16 protein-coding genes are annotated in these 21,278 nt (G+C 64.8%); 6 read left to right on the top strand and 10 right to left on the bottom strand.

Going from position 1 to position 21,278, the window contains the following annotated elements:
* Positions 1 to 46 precede the first annotated feature (46 nt).
* From exbB to dnaA, 9 genes are all read right to left on the bottom strand, one after another.
* Positions 47 to 808 (bottom strand): TonB-system energizer ExbB, encoded by a 762-nt coding sequence (gene exbB, locus AC0Z6F_RS15380; protein WP_004132614.1) that lies wholly within the window; start codon positions 806 to 808, stop codon positions 47 to 49.
* A 95-nt stretch (positions 809 to 903) separates the two neighbouring features.
* Complete coding sequence (locus tag AC0Z6F_RS15375; protein WP_012509602.1) at positions 904 to 1,572, bottom strand: energy transducer TonB; 669 nt, start codon at positions 1,570 to 1,572, stop codon at positions 904 to 906.
* Between the two features lie 143 nt (positions 1,573 to 1,715).
* Positions 1,716 to 2,903 (bottom strand): tetratricopeptide repeat protein, encoded by a 1,188-nt coding sequence (locus AC0Z6F_RS15370; protein ID WP_006404770.1) that lies wholly within the window; start codon positions 2,901 to 2,903, stop codon positions 1,716 to 1,718.
* A 132-nt stretch (positions 2,904 to 3,035) separates the two neighbouring features.
* Complete coding sequence (locus tag AC0Z6F_RS15365; protein ID WP_006404768.1) at positions 3,036 to 3,842, bottom strand: M48 family metallopeptidase; 807 nt, start codon at positions 3,840 to 3,842, stop codon at positions 3,036 to 3,038.
* Positions 3,843 to 3,913: 71 nt separating this feature from the next.
* The gene (locus tag AC0Z6F_RS15360) at positions 3,914 to 4,759 is read right to left on the bottom strand and encodes a CPBP family intramembrane glutamic endopeptidase (protein ID WP_485617602.1); all 846 of its coding nucleotides are present in this window, start codon (positions 4,757 to 4,759) and stop codon (positions 3,914 to 3,916) included.
* Positions 4,760 to 4,826: 67 nt separating this feature from the next.
* Entirely contained in the window at positions 4,827 to 7,286 is a 2,460-nt protein-coding gene (gene gyrB, locus AC0Z6F_RS15355; RefSeq protein WP_006404690.1) for a DNA topoisomerase (ATP-hydrolyzing) subunit B, read from the bottom strand.
* Between the two features lie 112 nt (positions 7,287 to 7,398).
* Complete coding sequence (recF, locus tag AC0Z6F_RS15350; RefSeq protein ID WP_012509600.1) at positions 7,399 to 8,493, bottom strand: DNA replication/repair protein RecF; 1,095 nt, start codon at positions 8,491 to 8,493, stop codon at positions 7,399 to 7,401.
* A 997-nt stretch (positions 8,494 to 9,490) separates the two neighbouring features.
* Complete coding sequence (gene dnaN / locus AC0Z6F_RS15345; protein ID WP_006404569.1) at positions 9,491 to 10,591, bottom strand: DNA polymerase III subunit beta; 1,101 nt, start codon at positions 10,589 to 10,591, stop codon at positions 9,491 to 9,493.
* A gap of 276 nt (positions 10,592 to 10,867) precedes the next feature.
* On the bottom strand, positions 10,868 to 12,199 hold the full coding sequence (gene dnaA, locus AC0Z6F_RS15340) for a chromosomal replication initiator protein DnaA (RefSeq protein ID WP_006404567.1): 1,332 nt from the start codon (positions 12,197 to 12,199) through the stop codon (positions 10,868 to 10,870).
* A gap of 254 nt (positions 12,200 to 12,453) precedes the next feature.
* Here dnaA and rpmH point away from each other — a divergent pair, with 254 nt between their 5' ends.
* From rpmH to AC0Z6F_RS15310, 6 genes are all read left to right on the top strand, one after another.
* Positions 12,454 to 12,594: a 50S ribosomal protein L34 gene (gene rpmH / locus AC0Z6F_RS15335; RefSeq protein ID WP_006404565.1), complete on the top strand. Its 141-nt coding sequence runs from the start codon at positions 12,454 to 12,456 to the stop codon at positions 12,592 to 12,594.
* A gap of 5 nt (positions 12,595 to 12,599) precedes the next feature.
* Positions 12,600 to 13,094 carry a ribonuclease P protein component gene (rnpA, locus tag AC0Z6F_RS15330; protein ID WP_006404563.1) on the top strand — a complete coding sequence of 165 codons (495 nt, stop codon included), beginning with the start codon at positions 12,600 to 12,602 and terminating at the stop codon, positions 13,092 to 13,094.
* Positions 13,094 to 14,809, top strand: a complete 1,716-nt coding sequence (yidC, locus tag AC0Z6F_RS15325; RefSeq protein WP_485617606.1) for a membrane protein insertase YidC — start codon at positions 13,094 to 13,096, stop codon at positions 14,807 to 14,809. Before rnpA ends, yidC begins: the two co-directional genes overlap by 1 nt.
* 149 nt (positions 14,810 to 14,958) lie before the next feature.
* Positions 14,959 to 17,631, top strand: a complete 2,673-nt coding sequence (locus tag AC0Z6F_RS15320; RefSeq protein ID WP_485617608.1) for a polysaccharide deacetylase family protein — start codon at positions 14,959 to 14,961, stop codon at positions 17,629 to 17,631.
* A gap of 3 nt (positions 17,632 to 17,634) precedes the next feature.
* On the top strand, positions 17,635 to 18,984 hold the full coding sequence (gene mnmE / locus AC0Z6F_RS15315) for a tRNA uridine-5-carboxymethylaminomethyl(34) synthesis GTPase MnmE (RefSeq protein ID WP_485617610.1): 1,350 nt from the start codon (positions 17,635 to 17,637) through the stop codon (positions 18,982 to 18,984).
* A 290-nt stretch (positions 18,985 to 19,274) separates the two neighbouring features.
* Entirely contained in the window at positions 19,275 to 20,390 is a 1,116-nt protein-coding gene (locus tag AC0Z6F_RS15310) for a glycerophosphodiester phosphodiesterase (protein WP_100435647.1), read from the top strand.
* A gap of 86 nt (positions 20,391 to 20,476) precedes the next feature.
* Here AC0Z6F_RS15310 and AC0Z6F_RS15305 read toward each other — a convergent pair whose 3' ends face one another.
* Positions 20,477 to 21,247, bottom strand: a complete 771-nt coding sequence (locus tag AC0Z6F_RS15305; protein ID WP_485617612.1) for a rhomboid family intramembrane serine protease — start codon at positions 21,245 to 21,247, stop codon at positions 20,477 to 20,479.
* Between the last annotated feature and the right edge of the window lie 31 nt (positions 21,248 to 21,278).

The following is a 21,278-nucleotide window of genomic DNA, read 5'->3' as shown; positions in this document are numbered from 1 at the left end:
AGATCTTGGTGACTACTTACTTCGTCGCAGGTACAGCGCGTCGCAATTAGCGGACGCGCGAACCGGTGGCGAAGAAGTCGTGCAGGTCGTGCGCGAAGGTATCGAACTTGCTGATGGTCGCGCTGTTGATCTTGCTGAAGAAGTTGAAGGCGAACACGGCCGGGATCGCGACGAACAGACCGATCGCGGTCATGATCAGCGCTTCACCCACCGGGCCGGCAACGGCGTCGATCGAAGCGGAGCCGGTGGCACCGATCTTGATCAGCGCGCCGTAGATGCCCCACACGGTACCCAGCAGACCGACGAACGGAGCGGTCGCGCCGACGGTGGCCAGCAGGGTCATGCCCGACTGCAGCTTGTTGCTTTCGCGGGTCACGGCCTGGCGCAGAGCGCGGTCGACGAACTCCGAACGGCTCAGGTTCTCACCCACGCCACCGGTGGCGCCGCCTTCAGCGCGCTGGTGGTGGGCAGCTGCCTGGGCAGCGTCCAGAGCGATCTTCGAGAACGGCTCCGAAGCCGGCTGCTCTTCCATCGCACGGATGGCGTCCTGCGCGTTCGGGGTGTCCCAGAACAGGCTGACGACGCGATCAGCGGCGCTCTTCAGGCGGGTAGCACGGAAGATGTTGATGACGGTCCAGTACCAGGACATGGCCGACATCACGACCAGGGTCAGCAGCACGACCCAGGAGACCGCGAAATCACCCGGCTTGGTGGTCATTTCGTGGATCAGATGCTCGAAGCCCATCTGCGACAGGGCGTTGGACGGATTGCCCCCGGCAGCAGCGGCGATGAAAATTTCCTGCAGCATGACGCTTACCTTTGTTGTGTGTGGTGATAAAGGGTGTAGCTAAGCTAAACAATCGAACTGCGGGCGAGGGTGGCCAAGAGGCCACCCGGGCCGAATCAGTTCAGTGCAAAGTTGACCGGGACGCGGACGCGGCCAGCAGCCTTCTTACCGCCAGCTTCGGCGGCGTTGAAACGCCACTTCCGGGCAGCTTCCATCGCAGCACGGTCCAGGTCGCGGTTACGGCTGGACTTTTCCACCGTGACATTGGTGACGTTGCCACTGGCATCGACATCAATGATCAGGATCACTTCGCCCTGGATACCAGCGCGGAAGGCTGCCGGCGGGTAGCGCGGCGGATTCATGGCCTTCGACGAGATGTCCACGCTGGCCTCGATCGAGGTCGGCGGGGCCGGCGGCGACGGCGGCGACGGCGGGGTGACGATGTCGCTCGGGCGCGGCTCCGGCACGTCCACGACCGGCGCCTGCGGCGGCGGCGGAACCGGCGACGGCTTCGGCGGCGACAGATTCTTCACCGGCGGCGGCGGAGTATCCGTCGGCGGCGGCGGCGGCGGCGGCGGGGGTGGCGGCGGCGGCGCGTCTACGATGGTCACCATGACGTTGCGCTCCTTCTCTGCCACGGCCTTGGGAGCCACGGCGGGGATGAGGAGCATCATGAAGGCGGCCAGATGCAGGGCAATTACAAACGCGATGCCGACGATGCGAGGCCAGCTCAGCCCCTTGTCATCGGGTTGTTCGTACCGGTGAACGACTAGTTGTTCCGTCATGCGCCAAGAGCTCAATAGTGGGGCCGGGATGCCGGGGGCGGAATCCCTGATCAGCGGTGCATGACACCGCAGGAACCTCCAAGCTTATACCAATCCTGAGCGCCTGCGCATCAACTGAGCAGGCATTCAGGCGTTATTCCTACTTACTTCAGGTTGATGATTTTCTTGGCATCAGCCTGGTTCTTCACGCCCTTCGCCAGCGCCTGCTGGGCGGCCTGCTTGGCCTCGGGGACGCGACCTTCGGCATGCAGGACGCGTGCCAGGTTCAGGTAGGTCTCACCGTCCTTGGAAAGCGGGGCGGCCTTCTGCCACGCATCGATCGCCTGCGGCACCTGGTCGGAGTAGTAGTAGGACTGGGCCAGCGCCAGGTAGACCTGGTAGTCCGGCTTCAGGATGCCCTTCTGCAACCCTTCGTTGATGACCGCGATGACGTCCTTTTCCTTGTGCTCGGTATTGGCATAGATCGAGTACAGCTGCTTGTACTCGCGCTCTTCGGTGAGCTGGCCGCTGCTGCGCAGCTTGTCCATCACCGTGGCAGCCTTGTCCATCTGGTCGGCCTGCATGTACATGCTGGCCAGGTTCAGCTGGGCCTTCTTGTCGCTGGGGTTCTTGGCGGCCAGCGCCTCGGCTTCCTTGACCGCTTCACCGGACTGGCCGGCTTCGGACAGGGCCGCCATCAGCAGCTGGTTCCAGTTGTCCTTCGGTTCAGCGGAGCCGGCGATGGCCTGCTTCAGCACCGGGATCGCTTCCTGGTAGCGCTCCAGCTGGTACAGCGCCTGGCCCTTGGCGATCAGTTCTTCCGGCTTGGTCGACTTGCTCTCGGCGAAGTACTTGTCCAGGGTCGCCAGGCCTTCGGCGGTCTTGTCTTCCTGCAGCTCCAGCTGGCCCAGCATCAGCATCGACTGGAAGTGGCCGTTGTTGTCCAGGCCGTTGAACTGCAGGACCTGCTTCAGGTAGGCCACGGCCGCCGGGGTGTCCTCGGTCTGGTAGGCAGCCTGCGAAGCCAGCTGCGCGGCCAGCGACTTGTCGTACTCGTTCGCGGCGCTGTCAGCCAGGATCGCGTCGGCCTGGGTACGGGTCTCCGGGAACTTTTCCTTGTTGTAGCTGTCGATCATTTTCTGCAGCTTGCTGCCCATCTTGGCAGAGGCCTTGACCGTCGGCTCCTGGCGGGTCGCGTTCGGGTACAGCGCCTCGGCCTTGGCCTGCTTGCCGCCGCGGTTGCCACGCTCGGAGGAGCGCGAGGACTGCGCGAAGGCATCGGTGACCACGGCGCCGGTCAGGGCGGTCGCGACGAGGACGGAAAGCACAGCTTTGTGGTTACGGAAAATCATCGTTCACCTCGATCGAACCGCCGGTTAGCGGCAAAGTCGGACTGTCAGAAAAATCTGAGCCGCCAAACGTATCAGAAACAGATGGCGTGAGAAATCGTTTTATGTGCTGCAATACAGCATGAAACTGCGCACTCATCCGCACTTTGGCCGCAGCCCAGCCGCCTGCGCCTGCTGATAGACCGGGGTCAGGCCCGGCGCATCGCGTCGCAGTTCCTGGATCCGGTTGGCCGGATCAGGGTGGGTGGAGAGCCATTGTGGGCTACGACCGCCGCTGGCGGCCATCATGTTCTGCCACAGATCGACGGCCTGCGCGGGGTTGAACCCTGCCTGCGCCATCAGCCGTTGGCCGATTACGTCGGCTTCGCTTTCCTGGGTGCGCGAACCCGGCAGCAGGAAAGCGGTCTGCGCGCCCATGCCGCCGAGCTGATTGACGGTACTGGCGGCGCCTTCTCCATAGGCGGCACCGGCCAGCGCACCGAGCACGGCGAGGCCGGTCTGTGCGCCCATCTGGCGGGTGATGCGTTCTTCGTGATGGCGGGCGATGACGTGGCCGATTTCATGGCCGATTACGGCAGCCAACTGGTCCTGGTTCTTGGCCACGGTGAAGATGCCGGTGTTCACACCGACCTTGCCCCCGGGCAGGGCGAATGCGTTGGGCTCCTTGTCGACGAACACCGCCGTCTCCCACCGTACGCCACGGTATTGAGGCGGGAGCTGCGCGACCAGGGCGTTGACCACGCACTGTACATAGCCGTTCTGGCGGCCATCGGTGCTGATCTTTTCCTTCTGCTTGGTCTCGGCGAACGCCTGCGCACCGAGCTGGTCCAGCTGCGCCTGCGACACGCCACCGACCATCTGCCGACGGCCGGTGGGTGAGGTTGTGGTCGCACAGGCGCTGACCAACGTGGTGATGACAAGGGCCAACAGCAGGTGTTTCATGGGTGCACCCCCGTGTTCATATGCGCAGTGTGTAGCGTAACGGCTTAATCTTTCGTCAAGCGGACACGGCGTTACGTTGATCCCAGGAACACCATCGCGGCAAGTGCGACAGCGTTGTTCAGTGCATGGGCTGTAATCGCCGCCCACAGCGTGCCGGTGCGCTGGTACAACCAGCAGAACGCGGCGCCCATGCCACCGTAGACCAGCCACAGCTGGGCCATGCCCAACAGCGAATTCCTGCTCACCCCAGGCACTTCGTGGACCAGCGCGAAGGCCAGGCTGCTGAGGATCACTCCCAACCAGGGACGGCCAGCCTGCCACAGGCGGCCGAACAGCACGCGGCGGAACAGCAGCTCCTCATAGGCAGGCGCCAGCACGACCGCGAACAGCACCAGGAACAGCGGGAAACGCGCGATCGCGTTCTGCATCAGTTCCACGTTGGTGGGCACCGGCGCGATGCCGAACTGTTTGGCCAGGAAGGCGATGCCGTTGCTGCCCAGCACGATCAGCAAGGCCACCAGCACGGTCCAGCCCCAGGTCGAGGGCTGCCGCAGCGCCTGTCGTGAAGCCAGGCGTTCGGCCGCATTGGCCGGGCGCCGCCAGAAGTACAGCAGCAGGGCGGCTCCACCGGTGGCGATCAGGGCCATCAGGATCTGCGCCAGGGCCCCCGGGTGGCCGACGGCCGCCGTTGTTTCTGCCGGCGACAGGGCGCCGCCGTTGGCCTGTGCATTGGCGTAGCCAACCACGATGGCGCGATAGAAGCCCCAGAGCAGGCCGGTGACCATGCTCAGGCCGAACAGGGTGACGGCAGCAATGCCCAGGTCGATGAAGAAGCCTGCCAACGGGGAACCCGCACGCGGCGCGGTGGACGCCGGCGGAACCGGAGGCGGGGCGGAAACCGGGGCGGAAGCGGACATCAGGTACCTGCGTTCAAGGGTCGAAAGCCGGTGCGCCTCCCCGCGCACCGGCCATGATCCGATTGTGTCAGATATCCAGGTTTGCGACCTTCAGCGCGTTGTCTTCGATGAAATCGCGACGCGGTTCGACGACATCACCCATCAAGGTGCTGAAGATCTGGTCAGCTGCGACGGCATCTTCGATACGCACCTGCAGCAGTCTGCGGGTCTCCGGGTTCACCGTGGTGTCCCACAACTGCTCCGGATTCATTTCACCCAGACCCTTGAATCGCTGGATCTGGCGGCCGCGCTTGGCCTCCTCGAGCAGCCAGTTCTGCGCCTTGGCGAACGTATCCACTTCGATCGACTTGGCGCCACGTGAAATGATCGCGCCTTCGCGGACCAAGCCATGCAGCAGCGAGGACGCCTGGTGGATCGCACGCAGTTCACCGCTTTCGAAGGCCGACAGCGGCAGCACCTGGATCAGCTCTTCGCCCATGTGGCGGCGGGTCACCAGCACGGCTGCCGGGCGCTGCTCGTTGGCTTCCTGCAGCTCCAGGGTGAAGCGCGGGCTGCCCAGGCTGCCCTGGTTGAGGCGCTTGGCCAATGCATCCAGGCCTTCGCCTTCGCCGGCATTGCGCAGGCTGTCCATGTCCATCGGGACGAAGTCGACCAGCGCTTCGAGCACGTTGCGGTCGTAGCGGTGTGCGTTGCGCTCGATCGAATCCTGCGCGGCGGCGTAGGTCAGCAGCAGCTTTTCCAGCGCCAGGCCTTCGATGCCCGGTTCACCGGTGGCCGGCACCAGCGCAGCGTTTTCCACCGCACTGCTGGCCAGGTAGCTGTCCAGCGCCGGGTCGTCCTTCAGGTACAGCTCCTGCTTGCCCTGCTTGATCTTGTACAGCGGCGGCAGGCCGATGTAGACGTAACCGCGCTCGATCAGCTCCGGCATCTGACGGTAGAAGAACGTCAGCAGCAGCGTGCGGATGTGGGCGCCGTCGACGTCGGCGTCGGTCATGATGATGATCTTGTGGTAGCGCAGCTTGTCCGGGTTGTACTCGTCGCGGCCAATGCCGGTGCCCAGCGCGGTGATCAGCGTACCGACCTGGTCGGAGGCCAGCATGCGGTCGAAGCGCGCGCGTTCCACGTTGAGAATCTTGCCGCGCAGCGGCAGCACCGCCTGGTTCTTGCGGTTGCGGCCCTGCTTGGCCGAGCCACCTGCCGAGTCACCCTCGACGATGAACAGTTCGGACAGCGCCGGATCCTTTTCCTGGCAGTCGGCCAGCTTGCCCGGCAGGCCGGCGATGTCCAGCGCACCCTTGCGGCGGGTCAGGTCGCGGGCCTTGCGCGCGGCTTCACGGGCACGCGCGGCGTCGACGATCTTGCCGGCGATCGCCTTGGCTTCGTTCGGGTTTTCCTGCAGGAACTCTTCCAGCCGCGCACCGAAGGCGTTTTCCACGGCGGGGCGCACGTCGGAGCTGACCAGCTTTTCCTTGGTCTGGCTGGAGAAACTGGGATCGGGCACCTTCACCGACAGCACCGCGATCATGCCTTCACGCATGTCGTCGCCGGTCAGGTTGATCTTGGCCTGCTTGGCGATGCCGTTCTGCTCGATGTAGTTGTTGAGCACGCGGGTCAGCGCGCCGCGGAAGCCGGCGAGGTGGGTACCACCGTCCTTCTGCGGGATGTTGTTGGTGAAGCAGTACATCGTCTCCTGATAGGAGTCGGTCCACTGCAGCGCCACATCCACCACGATGTTGTTGTGCTCGCCGGTGACCGAGATGACGTTCGGGTGCAGCGGGGTCTTCAGCTGGGCCAGATGCTCGACGAAGCTGCGAATACCGCCTTCGTAGTGGAAGTCATCGCGGCGGCCATCACCACGCTCGTCGGCCAGCACGATCTTGACGCCGGAATTCAGGAACGACAGCTCACGCAGGCGACGGGCCAGGATGTCGTAGTGGTATTCCACGTTGTCGTGGAACGCCACGGTCGACGGCCAGAAGCGCACCGTGGTACCGCGCTTGGTGGTGCTCTCCAGCTTTGCCAGCGGGGTGACCGCGGCGCCGTTGCTGAATTCCTGCTGGTAGTGGAAACCGCCCTGGAACACGTCCACCAGCAGCTTCTGCGAGAGCGCGTTGACCACGCTGACGCCGACGCCATGCAGGCCACCGGAAACCTTGTAGCTGTTGTCGTCGAACTTGCCGCCTGCGTGCAGGACGGTCATCACCACTTCGGCAGCGGACACTTCGCGGCCGAGCTTGGCGCTCATCTGCTCGTGCTTGCCCGTCGGAATGCCGCGACCGTTGTCGGACACCGAAACCGAGCCGTCGGCGTGGATCGTCACCGCCACGTGGTCGGCATGGCCGGCGAGGGCTTCGTCGATGGAGTTGTCGACCACCTCGAACACCATGTGGTGCAGGCCGGTGCCGTCATGGACGTCACCGATGTACATGCCTGGGCGCTTGCGGACAGCCTCCAGGCCTTCCAGGGCCGTAATGCTGTTGGCGTCGTAGTTGCCGTTGTTTGCCGGGGTGTTCTGTTCGTCGCTCATTGCGCTTGCCGTAGGCTCCGCAGGTCGGGCACCGCTTGGGGCGATGCGCCGAGAATGAAAGGATTCCAACCCGAATTATACCAGCCGGGGTCGAGCGGCCCTGTTGTGCCCACTATGGCACAGCCACGATCTGTGCATGTTCCACGTGGAACCGGGCGATATGGGTCAGCTCCTGCAGCGCCGCCGGGGTTTCGGTGGCGGTGACGAATATCTGGGCCGGCCCGCCGAGCAGGCGCTCCAGTACCCGTGCCTGGTGGGTACGATCCAGCTCCGAGGCCAGGTCATCCAGGGCGATGACCGGCCATTCCCCGCGCTGTTCCGCATAGTCTTCGGCCTGGGCCAGCAGGCAGGCCAGGGCTGTCAGCTTGGCCTGGCCACGGGACAGCGCATCACGGCCAGGAATGTTGTGGAAGTCCACGCTCCAGTCCGCCCGGTGCGGCCCGACGGAGGTGTAGCCCGCTTGCCGGTCGCGTTCGCGGGCCAGCAGCAGCGCATCGGCCAACGGCAACTCGTGGCGACGCCAGCCCGGACTCAGTTCCATCGCCTGGATACCCAGCTGGGGAGCCAGTTCCGCCGCAAGTGCCACGGTTCGTTGCTGCAGCCGTTCCAGATAGTGCTGGCGGCGGCTGGTCAGCGGTTCGCCTGCCTCGGCCAGCTCGTGGTCCCAGGTATCCAGCATCCGCGAAGGCCCGCCCTGTTTGAGCAGTGCATTGCGTTGCTTGAGCGCCCGGGAGTAGCGGCGCCACAGGGATAGAAAATCCGGTTCCACGTGGAACAAGCCCCAATCGAGGAATCGGCGGCGGGGTTCGCCGCCCCCGCTGACCAGTGCGTGGCTGCCTGGTTCAAAGGTCACCACCGCCAAGGCAGCACAGAGGTTGCCGAGCTGGGCAACGTCTTCGCCATCCAATCGTCCCTTCCAGTCCTGGCCACTGTGGCGCAGACCGGCCTTTCGCCGATGAGGAGGGTGGCTGGCGCGCTGTTCATCCCATTCCACGAAGATCTCCAACGCTTCCTGGCCCTGACGGACCAGACCATCACGTACCCGGCCGCGGAAGCTGCGCCCATAGGCCATCAGGTGCAGGGCCTCAAGAATGCTGGTCTTGCCGGCGCCGTTGTCTCCGGTCAGCAGGTTCAAGCCCGGCTGCGGAGAGAGCTCCACCGCATTGAAGCGACGCAGTTGGTGCAAGGCAAGGCGGCGGATCTGCATGGGGCGCGAAGGACCATCCGCACAGGGCGGTAGAGGAGCGGGGAATCCATCAGCTTACTGCATCGGTCAAGCCCGGCGGGTGCAGCGGGGTCCTTGCCACGCACGACACCGCCGGCGCTGACCTGATGCTGGGTTCCACGTGGACAACGGTTGCCGCAATGGCGATGCCAGGGCCCGCACTCGGCGCAAAATCCTTCAAATCTGTGCGCCCTGGCAGGGGGCTGACCCGCAGATTTCAACGATTTCAGTACCACTTCCAGGATCTTCAGCAGCGAGCACCAGCCGCCACCGGATCTACACCTGCACATTCCTTGAAATCCGGGAAGCCCCAGCCCGCGAGGTTCCACAGATTTCAAAGAAATTCGCACTGCCGTTTCACGCTATCCACAGCAGGACTGTATGACTTATACACAAGGTATGGGCAATCTGTGGATAAAAAAGGCGTTCAGCGCTCCGTCTGAAACTATCCACAGGTTCCCCCCCAGCCCCAGGGCCCGCTATACAGGGGGTTTCAGACCAACAAATTTCTTTTAAATCATATAGATAAGCTATTTTTCCACGAAATCTGGCCCTACCATCACCACCATGCTTTAGATTTATACCCAGATTTAAAAGCTTTGCAGGCCACGAATCATCCGCCACCAGCCCTGTGGACAGTGGCGTCAGCAGGCGCTGCAGATCGATCGCTGAGCCCCCGCAAATCGTCTCAACTTCAGCTTTCCTGGAAGCACTCCCTCGCTCTGCGGATTCACCGGCACAACTCGTTCTCGGCAACGTCGCGATGACGTTGGAAGCAGCCATCGAATTGGGGGCGCTCTTCGTCAACGGAGGCAGCACTTCATGCCACAAGTGATCGAAGATAAGCGGAGCATCCGAAAGAACCGGCAGGCAGGACTCAGTTCCGCAAATCCCTCGATGACGATGCTCCACGTGGAACAAAAAAAACGCCCGGGAAGATCCCGGGCGTTGTTCGGTTCCACGTGGAACAGCGCAGATGTCAGAGACGCAGCGGCATCACCACGTGGCGCGACTTCTCGCTGCTGGATTCACGCACCAGCGCCGAGGAGTTGGAATCGCGCAGCTGGATGATGACTTCCTCGTCGCGCAGGGCGGACAGGGCATCCAGCAGGTAGTTCACGTTGAAGCCGATGGCCAGGTCGCTGACGGTGGTGTCCGCCTCGATCTCTTCCTGGGCCTCTTCCTGCTCCGGGTTGTGCGCGCTGATCTTGAGGTTGCCCGGCGAGACTTCCACGCGGATACCGCGGTACTTCTCGTTGGACAGGATCGCCGCACGCTGCAACGACGCACGCAGCGACTCACGGTTCACCTTGACCTCGCGATCGGCGCCGATCGGGATCACTGCTTCGTAGTCCGGGAAGCGGCCATCGATCAACTTCGAGGTGAAGGTGACATCGTCGCGCTTGACGCGCACGTGGCTACGGCCGACTTCCAGCTCGATCTCGCGGTCGCCGCTTTCCAGCAGGCGCTGCAACTCGGTCACGCCCTTGCGCGGCACGATGATCTGGCGCTTGGAACCGCTGGGCTTGGCCAGATCGGTTTCGCACAGGGCCAGACGATGACCGTCAGTGGCGACCGTACGCAGCGCATCACCACGCAGGTCGAACAGCAGGCCGTTGAGGTAGTAGCGCACGTCCTGCTGGGCCATCGCGAACGCAGTGCGTTCGATCAGCTCCTTCAGGGTCGCTTCGCCGATCGCAACGCGCTCGGTGGCTTCCACTTCGTCCACCGACGGGAAGTCGTTGGAGGGCAGGGTTGCCAGGGTGAAGCGGCTGCGGCCTGCCTGCACGGTGATCTTGTCACCGGTCTGCGAGACGGTGATCCGGCTGCCATCGGGCAGGGCGCGGATGATCTCAAACAGCTTGCGGGCGGGGATCGTGGTTTCGCCGTCCTGCGCATCTTCAACCGCGATCCGCGACACCATTTCCACTTCCAGATCGGTACCGGTCAGCGACAGCTGGCCGTTCTGCACCTGGACCAGGAAATTGGCCAGAACCGGAAGGGTCTGGCGGCGTTCGACCACGTTGACGACCTGTGCCAACGGCTTGAGAAAGGCTTCGCGCTGCAGTGTGAAACGCATGTGGTTCCGTGCCCCTATGCTTTAAAAAGATGTGGAATAAATCAAAAGCTTGGTGGTGATGGTAGAGCCAGAATCGCTGGAAAACACAGCTAAGTCTTTGTAATAAAAGAAGTTTCAGGCCTCGAAACCCTCTGCACTACCAGCCCCCAAGGGGTGGGGAAAGCTGTGGATAAATTTACCGCGAAATCGAACGGCTTTTTTATCCACACCCTGTCCCGCGCTTGCTACCGGATTTTGCACCGTTTTATGCGATGACGCCTTATCGGCGGACGTGCATCATTCGCTCAGCTTCCGGATCAGCTTGTCCCAGTCCTCGCGGAGCTTGCCGTCGGCCTCCATCAGGGTGCGGATCTGACGGCAGGCATGCAGCACCGTGGTGTGGTCGCGACCGGCGAAGGCGTCGCCGATCTCAGGCAGGCTGTGCTCGGTCAGCTCCTTGGTCAGGGCCATGGCGACCTGGCGCGGACGAGCCAGCGAACGGGTCCGGCGCTTGGACAGCAGATCCTTGATCTGCAGGCCGTAGTAGTCGGCAACCGTTTTCTGGATGTTGGGAATGCTGATCGCCTGCTGCTGGGCGCGCAGCAGATCGCGCAGAGTTTCCTGGGCGAATTCAGTGGTGATCGCACGGCCGGTGAAATTGGCACGAGCGGTCAGGGTATTCAGCGCGCCCTCGAGGTCGCGCACGTTGGAGCGCATCTTCTTGGCGATCAGGAATGCAACATCATCGGGAATCTCGGCACCGCGCTCGCGGGCCTTGGCCAGCACGATCGCCGCGCGGGTCTCGAAGTCCGGCGGTTCGATCGCGACCGACAGGCCCCAGGCAAGCCGCGACTTCAGGCGCGCTTCCAGGCCTTCAACTTCGCGCGGATAGCGGTCGCAGGTCAGGATGATCTGCTGCTTGCCATCGAACAACGCGTTGAAGGTGTGGAAGAACTCTTCCTGGGTGCGGTCCTTGCCGGCGAAGAACTGGATGTCATCGATCAGCAGCGCGTCCACCTGCTGGAACTGGCGCTTGAACTGATCCATGGTCTTTTCCTGCAAGGCCCGGATCATCGCGCTGAAGAACTGTTCCGAGCGCAGGTACAGCACCTTCGCCCCCGGGTTGGCCTGGCGCATGGCGTTGCCGGCGGCGAACATCAGGTGGGTCTTGCCCAGGCCGGTGCCTCCGTACAGCAGCAGCGGATTGTGCGCACGGTCGCCCGGCTTCTGCGCCGCCTGGAAGGCAGCGGCCAGGCCCAGCTGGTTGCTGCGGCCTTCGACGAAGTTGGCGAAGGTGTAGTGATTGTCCAGGTTGCCGGCGAACGGTACCTGCGGTTCGCTGGAAACATGTGCCGACGGCGTGGAAACCGGCGCGTTCTGCGCCTCCACGGGCCGCGGGCGCGAGCCGATTTCAAGAAAAACGTCGCTGAAACCGGCGAAGTGGGCCAGCAGTTCGCGGATCCGGGCCAGGTACAGTTCGCGTACCTGGTCGACGATGAAGGCATTCGGTGCATACAGCACCAGGCTGTCCACGCGCAGATCGGCCTGCAGTGGCTTCAACCAGGTGTGAACGTCTTCCGGCGGGAACTCCGCTTCGAGGCGCTCGAGACTACGGGACCAGGCATCCATCAGCAATAATCGTCCGGTGGCCGGGGCATGGACGCGACAAGGCGCCCAAACACAGGCCGGAAAGGGGGGAAATGGATGGCTCAGACTACCACCGAGCGCAGGGCTTCGGAATGCTTGTCCCCTACTTATTCACAAAAACATCCACAGCTATTGCACAGGCCGGTGAATTCGCGTAGCTCCAAGGGGTTGACGCGGGGTGGGGTACCTCTCTAAAATTTCCGGTTCTTTCCGTCCCATTCATACGAGAGGCCCACATGGCCACCAAGCGCACCTTCCAGCCCAGCAACCTCAAGCGTAAGCGCGACCACGGCTTCCGTGCCCGTATGAAGACCGCTGACGGCCGCAAGATCCTGTCGCGTCGCCGCGCCAAGGGCCGCAAAGTCCTGAGCGCCTGATTGCCATGCCGCATCCAGCGGCAGACGCAATCCATTCGACAGTGAATACTGCAGACCCGCGCAAGCGATTCCCTCGCTCTGCGCGGGTTCGCACGCGTGCCGAATATTCAACGGTCTTCAACGGCGCCCGCCGTGTGTCCGATCCGCTGATGACCCTGCACTGGCTGCCGGCTGACCGGCCGGCCAGGCTGGGTCTGGCGGTTTCCCGCAAGGTCGATCCGCACGCCGTTGGGCGTAACCGGATCAAGCGCGTCCTGCGCGACGCCTTGCGTCAGACACGAACCGATATGCAGCCAGGCGACTTCGTCGTCGTGGCTCGTAGTGCTGCGCGTAACGCCAGCAACGACGATATCCGCCAGGCCTTCCTGCGCCTGTTGCGGCGCCTGCGTGCATTGCCCACGCCGGGCGTGGACGGCACAATGCCGCCGCCTGATGGCATCGCAACTCCCTCTTTGACCGAGCCGGCACCGCGTTCCGGCACCGCTGAGCCTGCCCGCTGATGAACCAGACCCGCGTATTCCTTATTTTTGCCTGGCTGATGGTGGCCGTGCTGCTGTGGATGGAGTGGAGCCGCGAAAAGGCTGCCCCGACCCCGGCACCGACGACCACGTCGGCTCCGGCCGCTGCACAGAGTGTTCCGGGCGCGACCCCGGGCAGCGTACCCAACGCGCAGGTCCCGGGCGCCCCGGGCCAGGCCGCAGTGCAGGCCCAGGCCAGTGCCACGCCGGCCAGCCAGCGCGTGACCGTCACCACCGACGTGCTGCGCCTGGTGCTCGATGGCGGCCGCGTGCTCGACGCCGAGCTGCTGCAGTTCCCGCAGACCAAGGACGAAGGCAGCCCGCCGGTGCGCCTGCTGACCGAAGACCCCGCGCATCCGTACAGCGCGATCAGTGGCTGGGCCAGTGAAGACAAGAACACCCCGGTGCCGGGTGCCGACGGCTTCAAGCTGGTCGGTGACACCAAGGACTTCGTGCTGGCCAAGGGCCAGAACGAGCTGCAGATCCCGTTTGTGTGGACCGCCGACAACGGCGTGACCATCAAGCGCACGCTGACCGTCTCGCGCAACGAGTATGCCGTGCGCTTCAAGGATGAAGTCAGCAACACCGGCGCCGCTCCTTGGAACGGCTATGTCTACCGCACCCTGGACCGCACCCCGACCATCCTGTCGCGGAGCATGACCAACCCGGATTCCTTCAGCTTCAACGGCGCCACCTGGTACGACAACGACAAGAAGTACCAGCGTCGTGCGTTCAAGGACTACCTGGAAGACGGCACGCTGAACCAGAACATCACCGGCGGCTGGCTGGCGATGCTGCAGCACCACTTCTTCACCGCCTGGATCCCGCAGAAGGACCAGACCGCACACTACGTGCTGTCGCAGGTGGCCGGTCGTGACCTGATCGAAGCGCGTGGCCCGGCCTTCACCGTGGCCCCTGGCCAGTCCACCAGCACCGAAGCCCGCCTGTGGGTCGGCCCGAAGCTGGTCAACCTGATTGCCAAGGAAGACGTGCCGGGCCTGGACCGCGTGGTCGACTACAGCCGCTTCTCGATGATGGCGGTGATCGGCCAGGGCCTGTTCTGGGTGCTGAACCAGGTGCACAAGCTGGTTGGCAACTGGGGCTGGGCGATCGTCGGCCTGGTGGTGCTGCTGAAGCTGGTGCTGTACCCGCTGTCGGCGACCCAGTACAAGAGTGGCGCCAAGATGCGTCGCTTCCAGCCGCGCATCGCGCAGCTGAAGGAACGCTATGGCGATGACCGCCAGAAGTTCCAGACCGCGATGATGGAGCTGTACAAGAAGGAAAAGATCAACCCGATGGGCGGCTGCCTGCCGATCCTCATCCAGATGCCGATCTTCTTCGCGCTGTACTGGGTGCTGGTGGAATCGGTCGAACTGCGCCAGGCGCCCTGGTTCGGCTGGATCCAGGACCTGACCGCACGCGACCCGTACTTCATCCTGCCGGTGATCAACGTGGCGGTGATGTGGTTCACCCAGAAGCTGACCCCGGCACCGGGCATGGACCCGATGCAGCAGAAGATGATGCAGTTCATGCCGCTGGTGTTCGGCGTCATGATGGCCTTCATGCCGTCCGGCCTGGTCCTGTACTGGGTGGTCAACGGCGGCCTGGGCCTGCTGCAGCAGTGGTGGATGACCAAGCGCCATGGCGGCGAGCCGGTTCCGGCCACCACCGCACCGGCCCCGGTCAAAAAGAAGTAATCCGACCGGCAGGTCACCTGCTTGGTAGAGTCGACTGTTAGTCGACTGCTCCTGGCCTGACCGACCAGCAAAAGCCCGCCGCAAGGCGGGCTTTTCGCATCCGGCGTTAGAATCGCCGGCACACCGTTCCTCCATCCATCGAGTCCGCCATGCCGCGTGCGTCGTCGTTCCGCCTGTTCCTGCCCTCGCTGTTGTTGACCCTGGTCGTTGCCGGCTGTGGCGACAAGGACGCGAAGGCACCGGTAACCGGCGTGACCCAGCCCAGCGCACAGGCCGCGGCCGCCGCCGATCCTGCCGCCGCGCCGTTGCTGGCTGCGCTGCAGAAGCAGCTGGATGGCTACCGCCGGATCATCGTGCTGCTGGCCGCCGAAGAACAGCAGTCGGCCGCCGACCGCGGCACCTCCACGCGTGTGGGCCAGCAGCTGTTCCACGATGGCCTGGAACAACGCACGGCCATCGCCGCGCAGTTCGACACCCTGCTGCGCGGTTCCAGCCCGCAGCGCTTCGCCACCCTTGGCACGGTGCTGGATTACATCGAATCCGCACCGGAACTGTTCGATGCCGATCGCCTGGCCTTCCGCGAAGTACTGCGTGATCTGCACGAGCGGGTCGGCGCCGATTCCTCGCTGCCGGCGGTGAAGCTGCACCAGCGCGTCGGCGAGGACCTGGAGGCACTCGACGAGATCGAGCGCAACTACAACCAGGAACTGACCCGCATCTTCAGCCGCTTCGAGCGCACCCGCGCCATCGAGCTGAAGCGCGAGAAGTGGGATGACTACATCGCCCACCTGCACAAGGACTACAGCCGCGAAGCGATCCTGCGCGACTACGGGGTGATCGAGCCGTACCCGATGTCGATGAAGGACAGCGACCGCGAGATCTTCGGCCGCGACCTGCCCGCCAAGACCGTGGTGCTGACCTTCGACGATGGCCCGCACAAGGCCTACACCGATGAAGTGGTGGCGATCCTCAAGCGCTACGACGTACCGGGCGTGTTCTTCGAAGTCGGCCGCAACCTCGGCAAGGTCGAGAGTGATGGCAAAGTCAGCCTCGGGCCGATGGCGAAGATCAGCCGCAACCTGATGGAAGAAGGCTATGCGGTCGGCAACCACAGCCTGACCCACGCCCAGCTGTCGCGCACCACCGGCGATGCGCTGCGCCAGCAGGTGCTCGACACCGATACGCTGCTGAAGGATGTCGACAGCAAGCGCGCGCCGTTGTTCCGCTTCCCGTACGGCGCGCGCAATGCCGAAGGCCTGCAGCTGCTCAACGAGGCCGGACTGAAGTCGATCATGTGGAACATCGACTCGATGGACTGGGCCGACCCGGTGCCGGAGTCGATCGTGCAGCGCGTGCTCGACCAGGTGAACAAGGAACAGCGCGGCATCATCCTGTTCCACGACATCCACGACCGGGCGGTGAAGGCGCTGCCGCAGATTCTCGACCGGCTGATTGCCGACGGCTACCAGTTCGCCGGCTGGAATGGCCGTGAATTCACTGTCGCCCGCGCGCGCAAGGGCGAGGCCCGTGCCGCCACCGTCACCACCGGCTACGAGAAGTCGTGGGCGATCGTGGTCGGCATCGACACCTACGCCAAGTGGCCGAAGCTGGAGTACGCCAGCCATGACGCACAGGCGGTGGCCGATACCCTGACCGGGCAGTTCGGCTTCCCGTCCTCGCAGGTGATCGTGCTGAAGAACGAGCAGGCCACCCGCAACAACATCCTGGCCGCCTTCCACGACCGCCTGGCCGATGACCGCACCGGCAAGAACGACCGCGTGTTCGTGTTCTTCGCCGGCCATGGCGCGACCCGCCAGCTCGCCTCCGGGCGCGATCTCGGCTACATCATCCCGGTCGATTCGGATCCGAAGGAATTTGCCACCGACGCCATCGCGATGACCGACATCCAGAACATCGCCGAGAGCATGCAGGCCAAGCATGTGATGTTCGTGATGGATGCCTGCTACAGCGGCCTGGGCCTGACCCGCGGTGGCCCGTCTTCGTCGTCGTTCCTGCGCGAGAACGCACGCCGCAGCGCGCGGCAGATGCTGACCGCCGGCGGTGCCGACCAGCAGGTGGCCGATGCCGGCCCGAACGGCCATTCGGTGTTCACCTGGGTGCTGCTGCAGGCGCTGGCCGGCAAGGGGGACCTCAATGGCGATGGCCTGATCACCGGCACCGAACTGGCCGCCTACGTGGCGCCGGCGGTGTCCGCGGTTTCACACCAGACACCGGCCTTCGGCAGCCTGCCCGGTTCGCAGGGCGGCGAGTTCGTGTTCCAGGTGCCGGACAGCCAGGAATTCCTCAATGCCGACACGCGCCAGCTGACTGCCGATGCGATCGCGCTGAACAACAAGGTGGATGCCGCCAGCGAAGCCAAGGGTGCTCAGGCGCCAGTGACCGTGGCCGACCTGCAGGGCGGCAAGGCCAAGCTGGTGGTGCCCACTGCCGGCCCGGCCTCGGACCGCCAGCGCGCGCAGCAGGCCAACGACCGTGGCCTGCAGCTGTACCGCGAGAAGCAGTACGACGAAGCCGTCGCGCAGTTCACCGAAGCGTTGAAGCTGCGCCCGGACTTCGCCCAGGCCGCCAACAACCTGGGCTTTGTCTACTACCGCCAGCAACGCTATGCCGAAGCTGCGCGCTGGCTGGAGAACACGCTGAAGATCGACCCGTCGCGTGCGGTGGCCTATCTGAATCTTGGCGATGCCTACTTCAACGCGGGCGACAAGGCCAAGGCGAAGCAGGCCTATACCACCTATCTGGCGCTGCAGCCGCAGGGCAGCGGTGCCGCGCAGGCGCGCGCGCAGCTGGAGAAACTCTGAGCCATGAATGACGCGATCCGCACCGACACCATCGTGGCCATCGCCAGCGCATCCGGCGCGGGTGGCGTCGGCCTGCTGCGGCTGTCGGGCCCACGCGCTGCGGCCATCGCCAACGCGCTGGGCGCGCCTGCACTGCGCCCGCGCCACGCGCATTACGCACGCCTGCGCGATGCCGACGGCGAGGTCATTGATGATGGCATCGTGCTGTGGTTCCCGGCGCCGAACAGCTTCACCGGCGAAGAAGTGGTGGAACTGCAGGGCCATGGCAGCCCGGTGCTGCTGCAGCAACTGGTCGCGCGCTGCATCGCGCTCGGTGCGCGTCAGGCGCGCCCGGGTGAGTTCAGCGAACGCGCGTTCCTCAACGGCAAGCTCGACCTGGCCCAGGCTGAGGCCATCGCCGACCTGATCGCCGCGGGTGACAACCGCGCCGCACGCGCTGCACGCCGTTCGCTGGACGGCGTGTTCTCCCGCCGCATCGACGCGGTGGTCGAGCAGTTGGTGCTGCTGCGCATCCACGTGGAAGCGGCCATCGACTTCGCCGACGAACCGCTGGATACGCTTGGTGGGGCGCAGGTACGGCGTGGGCTGAAGCAGGCGCGCAGTGACCTGGCCCTGCTGCGCCGCGATGCCGAACGCGGCCGTCGCCTGCGCGATGGCCTGCATGCAGTGCTGATCGGGCCGCCCAATGCGGGCAAGAGTTCATTGCTCAATGCCCTGGCCGGCAGCGAGCGCGCCATCGTCACCGACATTGCCGGCACCACCCGCGACACCCTGCGCGAGACCATCCGCCTGGATGGCCTGGAACTGACCCTGGTCGATACCGCCGGCCTGCGCGACGGCGGCGATGCCATCGAACGCGAAGGCATGCGCCGCGCCCATGTGGAGATCGAGCGCACCGACCTGGCGTTGATCGTGCTGGATGCGCGCGATCCGGCTGCGGGTGAAGCGGCGCTGGGCGATGCCGTGGCGGCGGTTCCGCACAAGGTCTACATCCACAACAAGTCGGATCTGCTGGACGCGTTGCCGGCACTGGACGATCCGGATCGCGTGTTCGTTTCCGCCGCCACCGGCGCCGGACTCGAAGATCTGCACGCGCGCCTGCGTTCGATTGCCTCGGCCGGGGCGGGCGAGCAGGTGGACGGCGAGTTCTCCGCGCGCACGCGGCATGTGGATGCAATCGAGCGTGCGCAGGAACACGCGCAGCGCGCCGATGGCGAGCTGGCCCACGAACACCTGGAGCTGGCCGCCGAAGAACTGCGGCTGGCCCACGACGCGTTGGGCGAGATCACCGGGCAGATGAGTGCCGATGACCTGCTGGGAAGGATCTTCTCCAGTTTCTGCATCGGCAAGTAACTGCAGAGCCGAGCGCATGCTCGGCTGGGGCAGCACCTCGGGGTCAGATCCCCGGAGGGGTTCTGACCCCGTCATCGATCAATCGCGCGGCTCACGCTCTGGTAGGTGCCAACCTTGGTTGGCACAGGGCGTCTGGGGTCGTGAACGCCCGCTGGCAGAGCGCCGACCAAGGTCGGCGACTACCGGATACATGAGGTCGGAGCCCCTTCGGGAATGCGACCCCAGGTCCCCCACCTGTCACATTCCCGCCGCATACTGACGCCCATCACATACCGCTTGGGGAAGTCGCAGTGAAGTCGTGGGGTTGTGCGTTGCTGTTGTCGCTGGCCGTGGCACCATCGGTGGCCATGAGTGCTGAATCCTCCACCCCGGCCGCGCACAAGGTGTCGGTCTATGGCCATCGCGGCGCAAGCGCGCTGCTGCCCGAGCACACCCTGGCCGCCTATGCGCAGGCCATCGCCGACGGCGCCGACTACATCGAACCGGACCTGGTGATGACCAAGGACGGGGTGATGGTGGCCCGCCACGAGAACGAGATCAGCGGCACCACCGATGTCGCCTCGCATCCGGAATTTGCCAGCCGCCGGACCAGCAAGGTCATCGACGGGCAGAAGGTCGAGGGCTGGTTCACCGAAGACTTCACCCTGGCCGAGCTGAAGACCCTGTACGCGCGCGAGCGCCTGCCGGAGCTGCGCAGCACCGCCTACGATGGCCAGTTCCGCATTGCCAGCCTCGACGAGATCCTGGCCTTCCTGGTGCAGCAGGCCGGTCGTGCCAACCGCGGCATCGGTCTGGTGCCGGAGATCAAGCATCCGACCTACTTCCAGTCGATCGGCCTGCCAATGGAAGACAAGCTGCTGGCCGCGCTGCGCGGCAACGCCTATACCAACGTCGGGCCGGTCACCATCCAGTCGTTCGAGACCGCCAACCTGCGCTACCTGCGCGGCAAGATCGGGCGGGACAGCAACATCCGCCTGCTGCAGCTGCTGTGGAAGGGCGATACCCAGCCGGCCGACGTCGCCAAGGCCGGTGGCAAGCTGACCTACGCGCAGATGATGACGCCGGCTGGACTGAAGGACATCGCCAGCTACGCCGACAGCATCGGCCCGGAGCTGCGCTCGATCATTCCGCTGGACGCCAAGGGCGCACTGGGGACACCGACCACGCTGGTACAGGACGCACATGCAGTGGGCCTGATGGTGATTCCGTATACCTTCCGCCCGGAGAACCATTTTCAGGCCAGCAACCTGCGCAAGGGCGCCGACAAGGCGCGCAATGCAGAGGGGTCGGTTGCCGAGATGCGCGCCTATCTGGCCACCGGCATCGATGCCTTCTTCACCGACGACCCGGCACTGGGCCGGCAGGCGGTGGATGGGATGGGCGCGGCGGGCAACGCGACGGACTGACCCGTCAATGACGCCGGGCATGGCCCGGCGCTACCCGAGAGATCCACAAACGGTAGCGCCGGGCCATGCCCGGCGGGTCCACCAGATCAACCGCGCGGCTCGTCCGGCCGGCGGAACGGGATCACCACGTAGTCCTGGCCCTCTCGCGGCTGCCACAGCACCGGCACGCGTTGCGGCGACGGCGGTTCCAGCTCGTCGTCGGCCGGCGGCTCGACCGTGTCCTCTTCGTCTTCCCAGCTGTAGCGCTGGCGGGGCTGCAGCGGATCGGCGTTGCGGAACAGCAGCGCAGCGATGATGCCAGCGAAGGCGCCGCCCATGTGCGACTGCCAGGAGACGCCATCGGCGTGCGGCAGGATGGTCATCAGCATGCCGCCGTAGAACAGCATGCCGATCAGTCCAGTGGCGATTGCCGCACGGTCGCGGCGCAGCAGGCCGAGGCTGGCCAGCAGGAACATCAGGCCATGGGTCACGCCGCTGGCACCCAGGTGCACGCTGCCCGGATTGCCGAGCATCCACGCGCCGATCCCCGAGCCCAGCCACAACAGCGGCAGTGCGCGCAGGGTGGCCTTGGGATAGACGCTGCCGGCCAGGGTGCCGAGGATCAGGATGGCGATGCTGTTGGCGGCGATGTGCTCGACCGAGGCATGCAGCAGCGGGCCGCCGATCAGGCCAAGCAGGCCCTTCGCTTCCAGTGGCGCAACCGCCCATGGCCGCCAGTCGAACGTGCCCTGCAGCGCGAACACGGCGATCAGTACCAGCACCGCGGCCAGGCTGACGTTGAACGCCCGCAGGATACGCATGCGGTCATTGCGGGGGACTGGCGCGTCGCCAGCGGGCAGGGGCGCGTTGCTGTTCATACCTCAGCAATGGCGGTGACTGGCGCGAAAC

The organism is Stenotrophomonas sp. 1L-E-5-B-C3 (genome assembly GCF_057292075.1).
This window is presented reverse-complemented; position numbering and strand designations above follow the sequence as displayed.